Below are 17,108 nucleotides of genomic sequence, written 5' to 3' on the forward strand. Positions count from 1 at the left end.
TGCAATGAGCGATACGACTCAAAAATCCGGACTCCACGGAGCCGGCGACGACGAATACACGCCCACCGGCACCGACCAGGTGGCGGAGAACCTGGCTGCCCTGGATGACGAGGAGGCCGAACTTCGCGCCGCGTCGCTCCGGGCGGGCCTGGACGATTACGAGCTCGATGAAGAAGATGCGGCGCTGCTCAGTGGCGAGTACGGCGACGAGGGCGACGAAGGCCCCCTGAAGCTGGACCCCGTCCTTGCGATCATCGGTCGACCGAACGTGGGCAAATCCACCCTGGTCAACCGCATCCTGGGCCGCCGTGAAGCCGTCGTGGAAGACACCCCCGGTGTGACCCGCGACCGCGTGATGTACTCGGCCCACTGGAACGGCCGCAACTTCACCCTCGTGGACACCGGTGGATGGGAGCACGACGCCAAGGGCATCCACGCCCGGGTCGCCGAGCAGGCAGAGATGGCTGTGGAACTCGCCGACGCCGTGCTCTTCGTGGTGGACTCCGCCGTGGGCGCGACCGCCACGGACGAGGGCGTCATGAAGATGCTCCGCAAGAGCAAGAAGCCGGTCATCATGGTGGCCAACAAGGTTGACGACTTCGCCCAGGAAGCCGATACGGCTACCTTGTGGGGCCTTGGCTTTGGCGAGCCGTACCCCGTTTCCGCGCTCCACGGCCGCGGTGTCGCCGACCTCCTTGACCACGTCATGGACACGCTGCCCGAATACTCCCTGGTTGAAGGCGTGGACCGCACCGGCGGACCTCGCCGTATCGCCCTGATCGGCCGCCCGAACGTGGGCAAGTCCTCGCTCCTGAACAAGCTTGCGGGCTCCGAGCGTGTAGTGGTTGACACCTTGGCCGGTACTACGCGTGACCCGGTTGACGAGTTCATCGAACTCGGCGACCGCACCTGGCGCTTCGTGGATACTGCCGGTATCCGTCGTCGCCAGCACATGGCGCAGGGTGCTGACTTCTATGCCTCCTTGCGTACCCAGGCTGCGCTTGAAAAGGCGGAGGTCGCCGTCGTGCTTCTTGCCGTCGACGAAGTCCTCAGTGAACAGGATGTCCGCATCCTCCAGTTGGCTATCGAGTCCGGCCGTGCGCTGGTTCTCGCGTTCAACAAGTGGGACCTGCTGGACGACGAACGCCGGCGCTACCTTGAACGCGAAATCGAGCAGGACCTGGCACACGTCGAGTGGGCGCCGCGCGTCAACATCTCAGCCAAGACCGGCTGGCACAAGGACCGCTTGGTCCCTGCCCTGGACACGGCCTTGGAGAGCTGGGACCGCCGCATTCCCACCGGACGCCTGAACGCGTTCCTGGGCGAACTGGTCGCTGCGCACCCGCACCCCGTCCGTGGTGGCAAGCAGCCGCGCATCCTCTTCGGCACCCAGGCATCCAGCCGCCCGCCGAAGTTCGTCCTGTTCACCACAGGCTTCCTGGACCCGGGATACCGCCGTTTCATCACCCGCCGCCTCCGCGAAACGTTCGGTTTCGAGGGCACGCCCATCGAAGTCAACATGCGTGTCCGCGAGAAGCGTGGCAAGAAGCGCTGAGTGAGACGGGCATCACAGCCGAGTTTGGCTGAGATGGCGTTGGCACCCTCCAACTTCGTGTAAGCTTTTGGAGGTGGTTCGGCCGGACTGCTTAGGTGGGACTCTTCGGAGGAAAACTTAGGCGGAGAACGGTGGAACCAGCGGGCTGTAGCGCAGCTTGGTAGCGCACTTGACTGGGGGTCAAGGGGTCGCAGGTTCAAATCCTGTCAGCCCGACCATGAAGGCCGGAATCACGCGGAAACGCGGCGATTCCGGCCTTTGGTCGTTAAGATGCCAACTTCACCCGGCCTTGTCCGTTGGTCCCTGCGTTCAACGCCTGGGGAAGCGAACAAGACCGGGATCTGGCTAGGCCTTCTGCAGCGCGCCGAGCGCCCGGACGAGGGGTTCAAGCTCCGGCACGGCCTCTGCCGCATCCAGTGCCGCCGCCAGGGTGTCGTCATGGACCGGCTTGGCTGCCTCGAGCAATTTCTGACCGGATGCCGTCAGCTCGGTGTAAATGCCCCGACGGTCATCTGCGCACAGAATGCGGGTGAGGAGCCCGCGGTCTTCCAGTCGGTTGACCAAGCGGGTAGTGGCGCTGCTGGACAGGGCCGTGGCGCGGGCCAGTTGCTGCATCCGCATGTGCCAGCCGTCCTGGCGGCTCAGGGCGTCCAGGACCGTGTATTCGACGACGGACAGCTCGCTTGCAGCCTGGAGTGCCTTCTCCAGTTCCGCTTCGATGCTTCCATGCAGGGCCGCAAGGGTTCGCCAGCCCTGTGCCCGAACCTCGACGGCGTCATCCTTGATGCCCATGTTTGCTGTGCTCCTCAGTTGTTTAGCTGGCCTCCGACAGACGCACTCAAATGTAGTTGCTTGCGCAAGTATCTAGCGTGTGCAACTATATATAGAGCGTCTGCAACTATTATTCTACGGTTCCCGGGGGCGCACTTCCACTCCCGTGGGAACCACCCAGATAAGGAGCTCCACATGCCCGCAGGGTTGATTGCCCTTGCCCTAGGCGGATTCGGCATCGGACTGACCGAATTCGTGATCATGGGCCTCCTGCCGGAGGTTGCTGCCGACTTCCAGGTCAGCGAGGCTTCTGCCGGATGGTTCATTTCCGGCTACGCCCTCAGCGTCACTGTCGGTGCCCTGCTGGTGACGGCTGCGGTAACCCGCCTGCCGCGCAAACCTGTCCTCATGGGTTTGCTGGTCCTGTTCATTGCCGGCAACTTCCTGTCCGCGATCGCCGACAGCTACACAGCCATGCTGATCGGACGCATCATCGCCGCGCTATGCCATGGAGCCTTCTTCGGTATCGGGTCGGTAGTGGCCGCGAGCCTGGTCGCGCCCCACAAAAAGGCCGGAGCCATCGCCATCATGTTCACCGGCCTCACCGCCGCCAATGTGCTGGGCGTGCCCTTTGGAACCCTCCTGGGCCAGAACTTCGGCTGGCGCTCCACGTTTTGGGCGATCACTGCGATTGGCGTCATCGCCCTCCTCGGCATCGCGCTCATGGTCCCCAAGGCCAGCACGGAACCCACCAAGGGCCTTCGCAGCGAACTGGGTGCCTTCAAGTCCGGCCAGGTCTGGCTCTCGATCCTGGTCACCATCCTGGGCTTCGGCGGAATGTTCGGCGCTTTCACCTACATTGCTTTCACCCTGACCGAAGTCTCCGGTTTCGAGTCCAATGCGGTGCCGTGGCTCCTGGTGCTGTTCGGAGGCGGACTCTTTGTGGGGAACTTCCTCGGCGGGAAGGCAGCTGACAAAGCCTTGGACAAGACGCTCATCGTAATTCTCGCGGGCTTGGTCCTCGTGCTGGTGTTCTTCGCCCTCACTGCGTCCAACAGCATAGCCACCCTGGTATCCCTGGCGTTGATGGGCGGGTTTGGGTTCGCGACAGTTCCGGGCCTGCAGATGCGGGTCATGCACTTCGCCTCCACGGCGCCCACGTTGGCGTCCGGTGCGAACATTGGTGCCTTCAACCTGGGCAATGCGCTGGGGGCCTGGCTTGGTGGGGTCACCATCACAGCCGGCCTCGGCTACACCTCGCCCATCTGGGCCGGCGCGGGCATCACGGTCGCAGCTCTTGTGGTCATGGTCATTGCGGCAGACGCAGCCAAGCGCGGGGGAGTCCCGGCACCTGCTGCAGCGTCCGACGTCGAGCGCGAACCACGCGGGGCGACTGTCGCCTGAGCGTCAGCCCTACCGGCAAAAAAGTAAACCCGCCACGGACTATTCCGTGGCGGGTTTTGACAGAGGGTGAAGACGAAGCTCTAAAACATCCCGGCCGGGACGCTCGCTCCAAGACTCTGCCGTACTGCGCCGAGGATAAAGCAGGCGCCCGTGGCGACAAACAATGCCACCAGTACCAGAATGGCTTTGACCCCCGCATTGCCCTTTTTCCGAGCTGGTACTTGTGCTTGTTCAGTCATGGGGTCAATCATGGCAGAGACCCCTTGGGTGCAGGGGAAATGTGCCTATACTTTCAGCGGTGGCCAGCATTGCGGGCCGCCGTCGAGATTCGTCAATATCCCGATGAAAGGCCGCCCGTGAGCAATATTCCAGCAGACCTGTCCTACACCGCGGAACACGAATGGGTATCCGCCCCGGACTCCGAAGGGGTGGTGCGGATTGGCATCACGGACTTCGCCCAGGACGCGCTGGGCGATGTCGTGTACGCCCAGATGCCCGAACCGGGCACCAAAGTCACCGGAAACCAAGTGGTGGGGGAGGTTGAGTCGACTAAGAGTGTCAGTGATATTTACGCTCCGGTGACGGGAGAAGTCATCAACCGCAATGACGCCCTTGATACTGACCCTGCCCTTATCAACTCCGACCCTTACGGCGAAGGTTGGCTGATCGAAGTAAAACTGGCCGAGGCAGATGCCGTGGATTCCCTGCTCAGTGCATCGGAGTACGAACAACAGGTAGGCTAAAGTTATCTGGCCCGTCAGGCCGTTTCCCCTTGTGGGAGGGGGTACGGCGGGCCGGGAACCGATTTGCCCGGCGGTACCGGGATGCGGAAGTGCTGGCAGGTTTGGAAATGCCAGCGGATGAGGAGGAAATTCCATGGTTGGCGGCGAACAGAATCAAGCCAATGTCGGGAACGGCGCGGAGGAGCAGCCTACGTCGGAGACCACCTCGATCAGCATCACGCCAACGTGGGATGAGCCCAGCATCGCACCCCAGCTGGGTGCCGAGGAGCGGGCGTCGGTGGACGCCCTGCCGCCGAACTCGGCGTTGCTGATCGCGCACAGCGGCCCTAACGCCGGTGCCAGGTTCCTGCTCGATGCAGACACCACCACGGCTGGACGCCACCCCGATGCGGACATCTTCCTTGACGATGTCACCGTGTCCCGGAAGCATGTCCAGTTCCTCCGGACGGCTACCGGTTTTGAGCTGGTGGACATGGGCAGCCTTAACGGAACGTACGTCAACCACGACCGCGTGGACCGCGTGCAGCTCAAGAGCGGCAACGAGGTCCAGATCGGCAAGTTCCGGTTGACCTACTACCTGAGCCCTGTCCGCGCTGCAGGCCAAGTCTGACGGGGTATCTGCCTGTGGCTATTGCCCAGCCGGACCGCCGCGGACCGCAGGTCCTTAACATCGGGGAAGTCCTTGCTCAGCTGAGCGACGACTTTCCGGGGATGTCTGCGTCCAAGATCCGTTTCCTCGAGGAAAAGGGCCTCATTAACCCCAAGAGGACTCCTGCCGGCTACAGGCAGTACGCCGATCACGACGTGGAGCGGCTCCGTTTTGTGCTGGCCCTGCAGCGGGACCAGTACTTGCCGCTCAAAGTCATCAAGGACTACCTCGACGCCATTGACCGTGGAGAGCGCCCCGAAAACCTCCCGCCGGGCGTCACGGTTTCTCCCCGGGTGGTCTCCGCCGAGATGGCGGCAGACGTGCAGGGGCGTGCCCGCGCCCTGACGGAAGAGCAACTGCGTGCCGAGTCCGGCGCCAGCGTGCCGTTGTTGGAGTCGCTCCTGAGTTTCGGACTGATCAGCCACAGCGGCGGGAAGTTCGATGAACATGCTCTTCAGGTCGCCAGGGCATGTGTCCAACTGGAGGGCCATGGGCTGGAACCGCGTCACCTCCGTCCTTTCCAGGCTGCTGCGGAACGCGAATTTGGGTTGGTCGAACGGGCTGTCGCTCCGTTGACATCCCGCCGCGACGCCGCTTCCCAAGCGCGGGCAGCCGAGGCCGCCCGCGAGATCAGTGACCTCTGCCTGACTCTTCACAGGGCCCTGGTCCACGGACACATTTCCCGGATGGACGGCTGATGATCGAGGTCGAAATCGTCGGCGTCCGGATCGAACTGCCGTCCAACCAGCCGCTGGTCCTCCTGCGGGAACTCAATGGCGAGCGTCATGTTCCCATTTGGATAGGTACCCCTGAGGCCAGCGCCATTGCCCTTGCCCAGCAGGGCGTCGTCCCTCCACGGCCCATGACCCATGATCTCCTGGTGGACGTGGTGGAGTCCTTGGGGCATTCGATCATCAGCGTCAACATTGTCGCCGTGGAGGACAACATCTTCTACGGACAACTGCAGTTCGACGACGGCACGGTAGTCAGTTCGCGCGCGTCGGATGCGTTGGCACTTGCCTTGCGGGCCAAATGCCGTATCTGGTGTGCCGATGCCGTGATGGAAGAAGCCGGCGTCCGCATTACCGAACACGACGAAGGCGAAGACTCGGAACCGGATCCAACGGTGGACGAAGAGCGTGAGATGCGCCGCTTCCGTGAGTTCCTCGATGACGTCGAGCCTGAGGATTTCGAGGGCTGACGGCACCCTAAGCCTAAAGTTGAGGGTGAAACTTTCGACACGATGTGAATTCGGGCCCAAGGTCTTTGATTTCGGACCTCCGCGGGCCTAACGTCGAAGGTATCAAGTTCCCGTTGCATCCGATGCCCACGCAAGTCACACTGGAAGGTGCCGTCTTGCGGGAATTACAATGCTGCATTTCGGTGTTGTATGGGTGTGTGCACCGTCCCCAAGGGAACTGAGAACAAGGAGGTCACGTGAGTCCGAAAGGCGAAGCAGGCGAGCTGAAGCAGTCCTCTGCCGGCATTGCTGCGCCCGCATCCGGCGCCCAAGGTTTGCTCTTTACAGAGGACCTTCCTGTGCTGGACGAGGACGCGGGCTACCGCGGCCCCACCGCTTGCAAAGCCGCAGGCATCACGTACCGGCAACTCGACTACTGGGCGCGTACGGGCCTGGTTGAGCCTGCAGTCCGCGGGGCGGCCGGCTCCGGTTCGCAGCGTCTGTATGGCTTCAGGGACATCCTGGTCCTCAAAGTGGTGAAGCGCCTGCTCGACACTGGAGTCTCCCTCCAGCAGATCCGGACCGCGGTGGAGCACCTGCGGGAGCGCGGCGTCGAGGACCTCGCCCAAATCACCCTGATGAGCGATGGCGCCAGCGTGTATGAATGTACGTCAGCCGATGAGGTCATTGACCTGGTGCAGGGCGGGCAGGGTGTATTTGGTATCGCCGTTGGGCGCGTATGGCGGGAAGTTGAGGGAAGCCTGGCCGCCCTTCCGAGCGAGCATGCCGCCGAGCAGTCCTTTCCGGACGACGAATTGAGCAAGCGGCGGGTAGCGCGCCGCATCGGCTAGGAACCAACCACAAAGAATTCGCAGGACACAGAAAGGGCCTCTTCCCCACGGGGGAGAGGCCCTTTCTGTGTTGCGTAGTAGCGGGGAGGCTACCGCTGACGGCGGTCCCGCACGGCGGATTGGCCTTCCAGCAGATTCTGGAGGAGGGCGTCGAAGAGCTTGGCGGAATTCTTGGCCGAGTCACCGGGCCAGTGGTGGACCGAATGCGCAGCACCCTGGATCTGCTGCCAGTTGGCCTGTTCGGGGATGTGGGGCGTCAAAAGCAGCTCCCCGAACATGGATTCCATCTCGGCCAAGCGGAACGTGTGCTCAGCCGATCCTGTGCGTACCCGGTTGGCAACGATGCCGGCGGGGGCCAGGTTGGGCGCGAACTCCTGGCGGAACAACTGAATGGCGCGCATGGTGCGCTCGGTGCCGGCCACGGAGAACAACCCCGGCTCAGCGACCAGGACCACGCGGTCGCTGGCGCTCCAGGCCATGCGCGTCAGGCCATTGAGGGACGGAGGGCAATCCACCAGGACAAGTTCGTAGGCGGCAGTACCCGCCAGCACCGCGGACAGTCTGCGAAGATCGCGGCGCCCCAGGTCCGGTCGGTCATAGATTCCAGTGAAGGCCGAGCCGACGGCGACATCCAACGTGCCGTTGCTGGAGCCGTTGGAAACCCAGCTGCTGCCGGCAACGTTCTCCTGGATTTTGGCTTTGCGGGGGCTCTTCAGCATCCTGCCGATGTCCAGTTGCGAGCCCGGCTGCACGCCAAGGGCCGTCGTGGCGTCGGCGTGCGGGTCGAGGTCCACCACCAGGGTGGGGATGCCGGCTGCGAGGGCCGCGGACGCCAGGCCAGTGGTCACGGACGTCTTTCCGACGCCACCTTTGAGGCTGCTGATGCTGACTACTTGCACTTGAAAAACCAAAACCTAACGCCGGTTGCCGTATCGCGCTGATTCGGCTCCGGACGCACCGGAGCCGGGGTTTGCCGAACCCCCTCAACATCATATGGTGCATCGCCACGGATTCCCGCTTTCTACGCGCCCGGGCGGCCAACGGAACCTCTCCCGATAGCACGGCGTCGGGTCGCGCGCACGCATATACAGCCCACATGACGATTCCTTTGTGATGGTTGCCACAAAGATTTGTGTTTGATGCTGGCGGCACTACACACTGTGACCACCGACCGATCCACCCGCAATGATGCAGGAGAAGTATGTTTTCGAAAATTCTGGTGGCCAATCGCGGCGAAATCGCGATCAGGGCGTTTCGCGCTGGTTATGAACTGGGCGCCAAGACCGTAGCCGTCTTTCCGCATGAGGATCGCAACTCGATCCACCGGCAAAAGGCCGACGAAGCTTATTTGATCGGCGAGGTGGGCCATCCCGTCCGCGCGTACCTGGACGTGGAGGAGGTTGTCCGCGTCGCCAAGGAAGCCGGCGCTGACGCCATCTACCCCGGCTATGGGTTCCTTTCGGAAAACCCGGATCTGGCACGTGCTGCCAAAGCCGCCGGAATCACCTTCGTCGGTCCTCCGGCCGAGGTGCTGGAGTTGGCAGGCAACAAGGTCGCAGCCCTGGAAGCGGCACGCAAAGCCGGCGTCCCGGTCCTGAAGTCGAGCAAGCCTTCCAAGGACCTTGATGAGCTCATTGCCGCCGCAGACGAGATCGGGTTCCCCATCTTCGCCAAGGCCGTCGCCGGTGGTGGTGGCCGTGGCATGCGGCGCGTGGAAACACGCGAGGCCTTGCCGGAGGCGTTGCAGTCCGCGATGCGCGAGGCTGACGCCGCCTTTGGCGATCCCACGATGTTCCTCGAGCAGGCAGTGCTGCGCCCGCGCCACATCGAGGTGCAGATCCTGGCTGATGCCGAGGGCAACGTCATGCACCTCTTTGAGCGTGACTGTTCACTCCAGCGACGCCACCAGAAGGTAGTGGAGATCGCTCCTGCGCCAAACCTGGACGAGAACATCCGCCAGGCGCTGTACCGCGATGCTGTCGCTTTCGCGAAGGCCCTCAACTACGTCAATGCCGGAACGGTCGAGTTCCTGGTGGACACCGAGGGTGAACGTGCCGGCCAGCACGTCTTCATCGAAATGAACCCCCGTATCCAGGTGGAACATACGGTGACCGAAGAGATCACGGACGTCGACCTCGTGCAGGCCCAGATGCGGATTGCTTCGGGGGAGACCCTGGCGGATCTCGGACTGAGCCAGGACTCGGTCTCCATCAAGGGAGCGGCTATTCAGTGCCGCATTACCACGGAGGACCCGGCCAACGGCTTCCGCCCGGATGTCGGAAAGATTACCGGGTACCGCTCCGCTGGCGGCGCTGGAGTCAGGCTCGACGGCGGTACCGTCTACTCGGGTGCCGAGATCAGCCCGCACTTCGACTCCATGCTGGTCAAACTCACCTGCCGTGGCCGGGACTATGGCGCTGCGGTAGCCCGCGCACGACGGGCGCTGGCGGAGTTCCGCATCCGCGGCGTTTCCACGAACATTCCCTTCCTTCAGGCTGTTCTCGCGGACCCCGACTTCAACGCGGGCAACGTGGCCACCGACTTCATCGACAAGCGCCCTGAACTGCTCAAGTCGCACATCTCCGCTGACCGCGGCACCAAGCTGCTCACTTGGTTGGCGGAGGTGACAGTGAACAAGCCGAACGGCGAGCTCAAGGTCCACTCCGACCCTGCCAGCAAGCTACCCGCCGTCGAGGGCCCGGTCCCCACCTCAGGGTCCCGCCAGAAGTTGTTGGAGCTGGGTCCGGACGGCTTCGCGAAGGCTCTTCGCGAACAGCAGGCCGTGGCGGTTACGGACACGACCTTCCGTGACGCCCACCAGTCCTTGCTGGCCACCCGCGTCCGTACGCGTGACCTGGTGGCCGCCGGCCCCGCAGTGACGGCCCTGATGCCGGAACTCCTCTCCGTCGAAGCCTGGGGTGGGGCGACCTACGACGTCGCGCTCCGCTTCCTTGGCGAGGACCCCTGGGACCGCTTGGCTGCTTTGCGCCAGGCGTTGCCGAATACCTGTATCCAGATGCTCCTCCGCGGACGCAACACCGTGGGTTACACCCCGTACCCGGAAGAGGTGACGGAGGCATTCGTTAACGAGGCCGCCGCCACGGGTATCGACATCTTCCGTATCTTCGACGCCCTCAATGACGTGAACCAGATGGCGCCGGCCATCCGCGCCGTGCGTGCGACCGGCACGGCTGTGGCCGAAGTGGCCTTGTGTTACACAGGTAACCTCCTTGACCCCAACGAGGACCTGTACACACTTGACTACTACCTGGACCTCGCGCAAAAGATCGTCGACGCCGGCGCGCACATCCTTGCGATCAAGGATATGGCCGGCTTGTTGCGTCCCGCAGCCGCCGCGAAGCTGGTCTCGGCGCTGCGTGAGCGGTTCGACCTTCCGGTCCACCTGCACACGCACGACACCGCGGGCGGCCAGCTGGCAACCCTGCTGGCGGCCGTGGACGCAGGCGTGGACGCCGTTGACGTAGCTGCAGCTTCCCTGGCGGGAACCACCAGCCAGCCCGCAGCGTCCGCACTGGTTGCGGCCTTGGCCAACACTCCCCGTGACACCGGATTGAGCCTGGACAATGTGGGCGCCCTGGAGCCCTACTGGGAAGCGGTCCGCAGGGTCTACGCTCCCTTTGAGTCAGGATTGCCGGGTCCCACAGGCCGCGTCTACCAGCACGAGATCCCTGGTGGCCAGCTGTCCAACCTCCGCCAGCAGGCGATTGCCCTTGGTCTCGGGGAGCAGTTCGAAGCCATCGAGGATATGTACACCGCAGCTGACCGGATCCTCGGCCGGCTGGTCAAGGTGACGCCGTCCTCCAAGGTGGTGGGCGACCTCGCACTGCACCTGGTGGGACTGAACGCAGACCCCGCGGACTTCAACGAGAATCCGCAGAACTACGACATCCCGGACTCCGTCATCGGCTTCCTGTCGGGCGAACTCGGTAATCCTCCGGGAGGTTGGCCTGAGCCGTTCCGCACCAAGGCCCTCCAGGGACGCAGCGTCAAGGTCCGCGACGTGCAGATCAGCGCCGAGGACAGTGCAGCCCTCAAGGGTGACTCCAAGACCCGACAGCACACACTGAACCGGCTCCTCTTCGCAGGGCCCACCAAGGACTACCTGAAGAGTGTTGAAAGCTACGGAAACATCTCGGTGCTCGATACCCGTGACTACCTCTACGGTTTCCAGCACGGTGAAGAGCACGTGATCGAGCTGGAGAAGGGTGTACGCCTCATCGCGCAGCTGGAGGCTGTGTCCGAGGCCGATGAGAAGGGCATGCGTACCGTCATGTGTACCCTCAACGGCCAGTCCCGCCCCGTGGTTGTCCGGGACCGATCCGTGGTCAGCAACGTCAAGGCTGCGGAGAAGGCCGACCCCGCGCAGCCGGGCCAGGTAGCGGCTCCGTTCGCCGGTGCCGTCACCGTCACGGTCAAGGCAGGGGACGTCGTGAACGCAGGCGACACCGTTGCCACCATTGAGGCCATGAAGATGGAAGCGTCGATTACGACGCCGGTGGCAGGCACGGTTTCGCGGCTCGCCATTTCTTCGGTGGAGCAGGTCCAAGGTGGCGATCTGCTGCTGGTGATCGGCTAGCAATCGGCAAAAAAAGTACCCCGTCCGCATTGACTTGATCAATGTGGGACGGGGTACTTTTTTGTTCGCCGTGGGCTGCGTTCGCTAGGAGGCGCGGGGCGCCGAATACATCTCCTCGATGATCGCGTCAAAGTCCTTCATGACCTGGGCGCGCTTGACCTTCAGGGAGGGGGTTAGGTGGCCTGAGGCTTCCGTAAAGTCGGCGGTGACGATCCGGAAGGACTTGATCGCCTCGGCCTGGGAAACAGACTGGTTGGCCTTGCTGACCAGTTCCTGCACGGCGGCCCTGACCACCGCGTGCCCGGCAGCCTCGTCGAGTGAGGTTTTGGCGGGGAGTCCGTGACGTTCCAGCCACCCCGGCAGGGCCTCTTCGTCCAAGGTGACCAGAGCGCCGATGAAGGGGCGGTTGTCGCCAACCACCAGGACCTGTGAGACCAGCGCATCGGCGCGGATCTGGTCCTCAAGGAGGGCCGGAACCACGTTCTTGCCGCCGGCGGTGACGATGATTTCCTTCTTCCGGCCTGTGATCTTCAGGAACCCGTTGCTGTCCAGTTCGCCAATGTCGCCCGTGCGGAACCATCCATCAGTGAAGGTCTCTTCAGTCAGGTCCGGCCGGTTGAAGTAGCCGCGCATCACACATACACCCTTGGCAAGGATTTCGCCGTCGTCAGCGATCTTCACGGAGTTACCGGGCAGGGGAGCGCCCACTGTGCCGATCTTGATCATGGAGGGTGTGTTGACCGAAATCGGGGCCGTGGTCTCCGTGAGCCCGTACCCTTCCAGGATCTGGAGTCCAATGCCCTGGAAGAAGTGGCCCAGGCGTTCCCCTAAGGGACCGCCACCGGACACGGCATGGGCGACGTGGCCGCCCATGGCATCCCGGAGCTTTCCGTAGACGAGTTTGTCGAACACGGCATGCTTGATCTTCAGCCCGAGCCCCAGTGACCCGGACTGGCGGGCTTTGGAGTAGGCGATCGCCGTGTCCACGGCCCGGTGGAAGATCGCACCCTTACCGCCGTCCTCCGCCTTGGTCAGCGCTGAGTTGTAAACCTTCTCAAAGACGCGGGGGACAGCAAGGATGAAGGTGGGCTGGAAGCTCTGCAGATCGGCCAGCAGGTTCTTGATATCGGGGGTGTGGGCCACCTTGACTCCACCTGCCACGGCCAGGACCGAGATGAAGCGGGCAAAGACGTGGGCCAGGGGCAGGAACATGATGGTCTTGCCGTTTTCGTTGATGATTCCCGGGAGGGACGCACGGGCGTTCTCTGAAAGCTCCACGAAGTTGCCATGGGTCAGTTCGCACCCCTTCGGCCGGCCCGTGGTGCCTGACGTGTAGATAATGGTGGCAAGGTCAGCCAGCCCCGCGGCGGAACGTCGTGATTCGAGTTCGTCATCGGATACTCCCGCGCCGGCAGCGCGGAGTGCATCCAGTCCCGTACCCTCAAGCTGCCACACGTTGGCTACCGAGCTGATATCTTCCGCGGCAACCGCCTGGCGGATGATGTCCTCGTGGTGGGCTGCTTCGCCAAAGGCCGCCACTGCACCGGAATCGCCCAGGTTCCACGCCACCTGCGAGGGGGAGGACGTTTCATAGATGGGCACCGAGACTGCGCCGGCAAACCAGATGGCGAAATCAACGAGGGACCATTCGTACCGGGTCCTGGACATGATTCCGACGCGGTCGCCCTGCCCTACTCCACTGGCAATCAGGCCCTTGGCCAGGGCCTGGACGTCCGCGAGGAAATCCTTGGCGCGAATGTCCTGCCACTGGGCGTTGCTGTCCAGCTTGGAAAACAGTGCAGGGTTGGATGCCTTCTCCGCTGCCCGAATCACGAAGTCCGTGATGTTGGTTTCCGGAGCGATGCTCACGAGGGGAGGAACACTGATTTCACGCACGCTAGCTCCTTTGATATGCACGGGCCACGAGGGGCTGCTTTCACTCTAGTATGCCCGCTCATGGAGGTGTGTTCTATTTCACCTACTGGCGAGTAACTTTACGGATCACCCGTCAATCCAAGCAACTTGACCCCTTCTGGAGCACCCGGTTCCCGTTGTGCGGGGGCTGGCGAATAGGATGATGGGATGCCCGCAATTAGGTCCAGCTCCCGTGCCCGACTCAGGCCTCCAGCGCCGGTCTTCAAGGATGTTCCCTGGGGTGCGCGCCGCAGCCACATGGGCCGGCGCGGGCTGGCGATCGGGATCGACATAGGCGGCACCAAGGTGGCGGCCGGCGTGGTGGACGCGGAGGGGCGCGTCCTCGCTGAAGCCCGCCGCTCGACTCCAGGGGCCGACCCCCGCGCTGTGGAACAGACCATTGTGGAGCTCGTTGACGAGCTCAGCGCCGGACACCGTGTCGCTTCGGTGGGAATCGGTGCTGCAGGGTGGATGGACCTCGACGGCGGCACGGTCCTCTTCAGCCCCCATCTGGCCTGGCGCAATGAGCCGCTGCGGGACAGCCTGCAAAAACTGCTCCGGCGGCCGGTCCTGCTGACCAACGACGCCGACGCGGCGGCCTGGGCAGAGTGGCGCTTCGGTGCAGGACGCGGTGAGAGCCGCTTGGTGTGCATCACCTTGGGTACAGGTATTGGTGGTGCCATGGTGATGGATGGCAAGGTGGAGCGCGGCCGATACGGCGTGGCCGGCGAATTCGGCCACCAGATCATTTTCCCCGGAGGGCACCGATGCGAATGCGGTAACCGAGGGTGCTGGGAGCAGTATGCCTCAGGCAACGCCTTGGGAAGGGAAGCCCGGCAACTGGTCCGGACGAACTCTCCCGAGGGGCGGGCGCTCCTGGAAAGGGCAGGTGGCACGGCCGAGAACATGACCGGGGCCACCGTCACATCCCTGGCCCTGGCCGGGGACGCCACCTCCCGGGAGCTTTTGGCCGACCAGGGAGAATGGTTGGGACTGGGCCTGGCCAACCTCGCAGCTGCCCTCGACCCCGGAACGTTCGTGATCGGCGGGGGGCTGTGCGATGCAGGGGAGTTGCTCGCTGGCCCGGCGCGGGAATCGTTCGCCAAAAACCTTACCGGGCGCGGATTCCGCCCCATGGCCAGGATTGACCTGGCCGCCCTCGGTCCGCGGGCCGGGATGATCGGTGCTGCAGACCTATCGCGGGTCAGCGGCCGCGCGCACAGCTAAGTCCGCAGGACCAAAGGGGACGTAAGACAAAAGGGGGCGTAGCCACCTAGATGCGGGCGCCGTCGTCGTCCTCATTCTTTTCCTGCGGAAGCCGCATGATGAGGTAGACAACCGAGACCACGAAGGCCGCGACGATCCCCATCACCGCGGTCAGTGGCGCGGACCGCCAGAACATGGCCGTGAACAGCAGTGCGATGGGACCTCCCACGGCACCGACCCAAGCCAGCATGATCAAAGGCTCGGTGCCCGCCAAACTGGGTGGCTCTTCGGGGACAAAGGCATCGTCCAGGTCCTCGACTTCAAAATCGCGGGGGCCCAAAGGCCGGCCTGCACCCTCAACCGTGTCCGGGACCGCGGACGCGTCTGTCGAAGGTTCAGTAGCGGGCGTCGTTAGTCCCAGCGGATCAAAGTCCTTGAACGCCTTGCCGGTACCCCGCTGTGGCCGTCCGCCGTCGACTGGCTCGGGCTCCTCACGTGGTGGGTCCGAGTGTTCCGTGGACGGCGAGGGCGTGGCCTCCAGCCTGGCCACGAGGTCCAGCCATACGGCGTCGTCATCCTTGTTCGCGCTTTGATCGGCGGAGTTGGGATCAGGCCTGTTCATGGGCGGTGTCCTTTTCAGGGGAAGCTCCGTGTCCGGCCAGGTTCGCAACGGTTTTTTGGATGAAGTCCACCGTGCCCTGGAAGATCTCGGGGGCATCGTTATCGAGCGTGGCCACGTGGTAGCTGTTGGCCAGGTAGTGGATGTCGACAGGCGCGCTGGAGCGGGAACGAAGGAGTTCCAGGCTGGCCTTCGAGATGACGTTGTCCACTGTTGATTTGTAGACACGAACAGGAGCATTGATGCGGGGGAGAAGGGCAGCAGTGTCCTTGTACATCTTCTTGAGTTGATGGGCTGCAGCCACCGGCGTTCGGGTGTAGGCACCTTCATCCTGGTCCGGCTTGAGGATGTCGTTGGCGATGGCCGGAGTCGACTTCACCACATACTTCAACGCGGCTACGACCACTGCACGCGGGTCATCGAGGACCAGTCCCGGGTTGACCACGATAGTGCCGGCTACGGGTCGGGTGGCCGCGATCCGCAGGGCCAGGGTACCGCCCATGGACAAGCCTGCAGCGAAGACGTAGTCGCACTCGGCCGCCAGTTCGAGGTATGCATCGTCAACTGCCCGGTGCCATTCCCGCCAGGAACGGGTGGCCATGTCCTGCCAGGTGGTGCCGTGGCCCGGAAGCAGGGGCAGGCGGACAGCGTAGCCTGCAGCGGCCAGGTGTTCAGCCCACGGCCTGACGCTGTGCGGGCTGCCAGTGAAGCCATGGGACATCACAACGCCAACGCGTGGCCCGATCCCGTTCCACTGGCTGGAGAACGGCGAGAAATCCGGAAGCATGTTCATGATGACTCTGAGGCTACTCTGTCGTCGGCGTGCTGACGGAAAAACCTGGCGGATTCTTCGAAAATGGTGGGCGCGTCCACATCCAGGGTGGCTACGTGCCCGCTATGGGGAAGGGTCACGACCTTCAGGCGCGAGGAAGCGATGTGCCGTTCGATGGTGGCCACGGAACTCGGAGGGATGACGCCATCCACCGCCGATTTGAATACCAATGCAGGTGCCTGCACTTCCGGCAGGCCACGGGTCGCGGCGCGGAAAAGCTTCTTCAGTTCGTGCACTGACTTCAAGGGAGTCTTGGAGTAGTCGCCCGTCTCATCGGTGGCCGGCGCCGGTGAGTCCTCCACAATGGGGGTGGTGGTCCGCATGACATACTTCAGGGCGCCCACGTACTTCACGCGCCTGTCATAAAAGCTGAGGCCGGGATTGACCAGCACCAGGCCAGGAACATCATGGAGGGCGGCAACCCGAAGTGCCACGGCACCTCCCATGGACAGCCCGGCAACAAAACAGGTCCTGGTCTGTCCAGCAAGTTCAAGGTAGCTCTGCTCGAAGGTCCGGTACCAGTCCTGCCAGCGGGTGGTTGCGAGGTCATGCCAACTGGTGCCGTGGCCGGGGAGCAGCGGCACGGAGACGGCAAATCCCTGGGAGGCCAGATACTCAGCCCACGGGAGCATGCTCAGGGGGCTGCCCGTGAAACCGTGGCAGATGGCCACGCCAGTGGAGGCGTTTGGTCCATGCCCGGCATAGTGGAAGGCGAGCGGCGCAGCAGGTGAAGGGCGTTCCGTCATGCGTCCCATCGTGTCACTGTTCCGGAGATTTCTCACTGGAG

16 protein-coding genes and 1 tRNA gene are annotated in these 17,108 nt (G+C 63.5%); 10 read left to right on the forward strand and 7 right to left on the reverse strand.

Annotated features, from left to right (window positions below; genetic code table 11):
• Positions 1 to 4 precede the first annotated feature (4 nt).
• Both der and ACNQOP_RS18085 read left to right on the forward strand, forming a co-directional pair.
• On the forward strand, positions 5 to 1,555 hold the full coding sequence (gene der / locus ACNQOP_RS18080) for a ribosome biogenesis GTPase Der (RefSeq protein ID WP_235520406.1): 1,551 nt from the start codon (positions 5 to 7) through the stop codon (positions 1,553 to 1,555).
• 141 nt (positions 1,556 to 1,696) lie between these two features.
• A tRNA-Pro gene (locus ACNQOP_RS18085) sits at positions 1,697 to 1,773 on the forward strand.
• A 127-nt stretch (positions 1,774 to 1,900) separates the two neighbouring features.
• Here ACNQOP_RS18085 and ACNQOP_RS18090 read toward each other — a convergent pair.
• The gene (locus ACNQOP_RS18090) at positions 1,901 to 2,347 is read right to left on the reverse strand and encodes a MarR family winged helix-turn-helix transcriptional regulator (protein ID WP_257371301.1); all 447 of its coding nucleotides are present in this window, start codon (positions 2,345 to 2,347) and stop codon (positions 1,901 to 1,903) included.
• 174 nt (positions 2,348 to 2,521) lie between these two features.
• On the opposite strand from ACNQOP_RS18090, the gene ACNQOP_RS18095 reads away from it, so the two are divergent.
• The gene (locus tag ACNQOP_RS18095) at positions 2,522 to 3,730 is read left to right on the forward strand and encodes an MFS transporter (RefSeq protein WP_416405359.1); all 1,209 of its coding nucleotides are present in this window, start codon (positions 2,522 to 2,524) and stop codon (positions 3,728 to 3,730) included.
• Between the two features lie 80 nt (positions 3,731 to 3,810).
• On the opposite strand, the gene ACNQOP_RS18100 is transcribed toward ACNQOP_RS18095, so the two are convergent.
• Positions 3,811 to 3,969: a hypothetical protein gene (locus ACNQOP_RS18100; protein ID WP_284987240.1), complete on the reverse strand. Its 159-nt coding sequence runs from the start codon at positions 3,967 to 3,969 to the stop codon at positions 3,811 to 3,813.
• A 117-nt stretch (positions 3,970 to 4,086) separates the two neighbouring features.
• On the opposite strand from ACNQOP_RS18100, the gene gcvH reads away from it, so the two are divergent.
• The 5 genes from gcvH (at position 4,087) to ACNQOP_RS18125 (ending at position 7,153) form a co-directional block, all read left to right on the forward strand.
• The gene (gene gcvH, locus ACNQOP_RS18105) at positions 4,087 to 4,473 is read left to right on the forward strand and encodes a glycine cleavage system protein GcvH (protein ID WP_211711344.1); all 387 of its coding nucleotides are present in this window, start codon (positions 4,087 to 4,089) and stop codon (positions 4,471 to 4,473) included.
• 133 nt (positions 4,474 to 4,606) lie between these two features.
• Positions 4,607 to 5,083, forward strand: a complete 477-nt coding sequence (locus ACNQOP_RS18110) for an FHA domain-containing protein (RefSeq protein ID WP_235520410.1) — start codon at positions 4,607 to 4,609, stop codon at positions 5,081 to 5,083.
• A 20-nt stretch (positions 5,084 to 5,103) separates the two neighbouring features.
• Entirely contained in the window at positions 5,104 to 5,820 is a 717-nt protein-coding gene (locus ACNQOP_RS18115) for a MerR family transcriptional regulator (protein ID WP_257371341.1), read from the forward strand.
• Positions 5,820 to 6,323: a bifunctional nuclease family protein gene (locus ACNQOP_RS18120; RefSeq protein WP_231339091.1), complete on the forward strand. Its 504-nt coding sequence runs from the start codon at positions 5,820 to 5,822 to the stop codon at positions 6,321 to 6,323. Before ACNQOP_RS18115 ends, ACNQOP_RS18120 begins: the two co-directional genes overlap by 1 nt.
• Positions 6,324 to 6,559: 236 nt before the next feature.
• Positions 6,560 to 7,153: a MerR family transcriptional regulator gene (locus ACNQOP_RS18125; protein ID WP_011774391.1), complete on the forward strand. Its 594-nt coding sequence runs from the start codon at positions 6,560 to 6,562 to the stop codon at positions 7,151 to 7,153.
• An 89-nt stretch (positions 7,154 to 7,242) separates the two neighbouring features.
• On the opposite strand, the gene ACNQOP_RS18130 is transcribed toward ACNQOP_RS18125, so the two are convergent.
• Entirely contained in the window at positions 7,243 to 8,052 is an 810-nt protein-coding gene (locus ACNQOP_RS18130; protein ID WP_284987241.1) for a ParA family protein, read from the reverse strand.
• A 302-nt stretch (positions 8,053 to 8,354) separates the two neighbouring features.
• Between ACNQOP_RS18130 and ACNQOP_RS18135 the strand changes: the two genes are divergently transcribed.
• Positions 8,355 to 11,750: a pyruvate carboxylase gene (locus ACNQOP_RS18135; RefSeq protein ID WP_284987242.1), complete on the forward strand. Its 3,396-nt coding sequence runs from the start codon at positions 8,355 to 8,357 to the stop codon at positions 11,748 to 11,750.
• Positions 11,751 to 11,834: 84 nt separating this feature from the next.
• Here the strand turns inward: ACNQOP_RS18135 and ACNQOP_RS18140 are convergent, their stop codons facing one another.
• Positions 11,835 to 13,646 carry an AMP-dependent synthetase/ligase gene (locus ACNQOP_RS18140; RefSeq protein WP_416405360.1) on the reverse strand — a complete coding sequence of 604 codons (1,812 nt, stop codon included), beginning with the start codon at positions 13,644 to 13,646 and terminating at the stop codon, positions 11,835 to 11,837.
• Positions 13,647 to 13,832: 186 nt separating this feature from the next.
• Between ACNQOP_RS18140 and ACNQOP_RS18145 the strand changes: the two genes are divergently transcribed.
• A complete protein-coding gene (locus tag ACNQOP_RS18145; protein WP_284987244.1) occupies positions 13,833 to 14,891 on the forward strand; it encodes an ROK family protein in 1,059 nt (352 codons plus the stop codon).
• 46 nt (positions 14,892 to 14,937) lie between these two features.
• On the opposite strand, the gene ACNQOP_RS18150 is transcribed toward ACNQOP_RS18145, so the two are convergent.
• From ACNQOP_RS18150 to ACNQOP_RS18160, 3 genes are read right to left on the reverse strand one after another with little or no spacing between them, the layout of a single operon-like run.
• A complete protein-coding gene (locus ACNQOP_RS18150) occupies positions 14,938 to 15,492 on the reverse strand; it encodes a hypothetical protein (RefSeq protein WP_416405361.1) in 555 nt (184 codons plus the stop codon).
• On the reverse strand, positions 15,479 to 16,282 hold the full coding sequence (locus tag ACNQOP_RS18155; protein ID WP_235520416.1) for an alpha/beta hydrolase: 804 nt from the start codon (positions 16,280 to 16,282) through the stop codon (positions 15,479 to 15,481). The genes ACNQOP_RS18150 and ACNQOP_RS18155 overlap by 14 nt, the downstream gene beginning before the upstream one ends.
• Entirely contained in the window at positions 16,279 to 17,067 is a 789-nt protein-coding gene (locus ACNQOP_RS18160; RefSeq protein ID WP_284987304.1) for an alpha/beta hydrolase, read from the reverse strand. Before ACNQOP_RS18160 ends, ACNQOP_RS18155 begins: the two co-directional genes overlap by 4 nt.
• Positions 17,068 to 17,108: the final 41 nt, after the last annotated feature.

The sequence above is a fragment of the Arthrobacter sp. LFS091 genome (assembly GCF_047977885.1).
Lineage (GTDB): Bacteria > Actinomycetota > Actinomycetes > Actinomycetales > Micrococcaceae > Arthrobacter.

Bases quoted from the DNA above. Each gene is read 5' to 3' on its own strand.
- der (WP_235520406.1), top strand. From the start codon at position 5: ATGAGCGATACGACTCAAAAATCCGGACTCCACGGAGCCGGCGACGAC.
- ACNQOP_RS18090 (WP_257371301.1), bottom strand. From the start codon at position 2,347: ATGGGCATCAAGGATGACGCCGTCGAGGTTCGGGCACAGGGCTGGCGA.
- ACNQOP_RS18095 (WP_416405359.1), top strand. From the start codon at position 2,522: ATGCCCGCAGGGTTGATTGCCCTTGCCCTAGGCGGATTCGGCATCGGA.
- ACNQOP_RS18100 (WP_284987240.1), bottom strand. From the start codon at position 3,969: ATGACTGAACAAGCACAAGTACCAGCTCGGAAAAAGGGCAATGCGGGG.
- ACNQOP_RS18110 (WP_235520410.1), top strand. From the start codon at position 4,607: ATGGTTGGCGGCGAACAGAATCAAGCCAATGTCGGGAACGGCGCGGAG.
- ACNQOP_RS18120 (WP_231339091.1), top strand. From the start codon at position 5,820: ATGATCGAGGTCGAAATCGTCGGCGTCCGGATCGAACTGCCGTCCAAC.
- ACNQOP_RS18135 (WP_284987242.1), top strand. From the start codon at position 8,355: ATGTTTTCGAAAATTCTGGTGGCCAATCGCGGCGAAATCGCGATCAGG.
- ACNQOP_RS18145 (WP_284987244.1), top strand. From the start codon at position 13,833: ATGCCCGCAATTAGGTCCAGCTCCCGTGCCCGACTCAGGCCTCCAGCG.
- ACNQOP_RS18150 (WP_416405361.1), bottom strand. From the start codon at position 15,492: ATGAACAGGCCTGATCCCAACTCCGCCGATCAAAGCGCGAACAAGGAT.
- ACNQOP_RS18155 (WP_235520416.1), bottom strand. From the start codon at position 16,282: ATGAACATGCTTCCGGATTTCTCGCCGTTCTCCAGCCAGTGGAACGGG.
- ACNQOP_RS18160 (WP_284987304.1), bottom strand. From the start codon at position 17,067: ATGACGGAACGCCCTTCACCTGCTGCGCCGCTCGCCTTCCACTATGCC.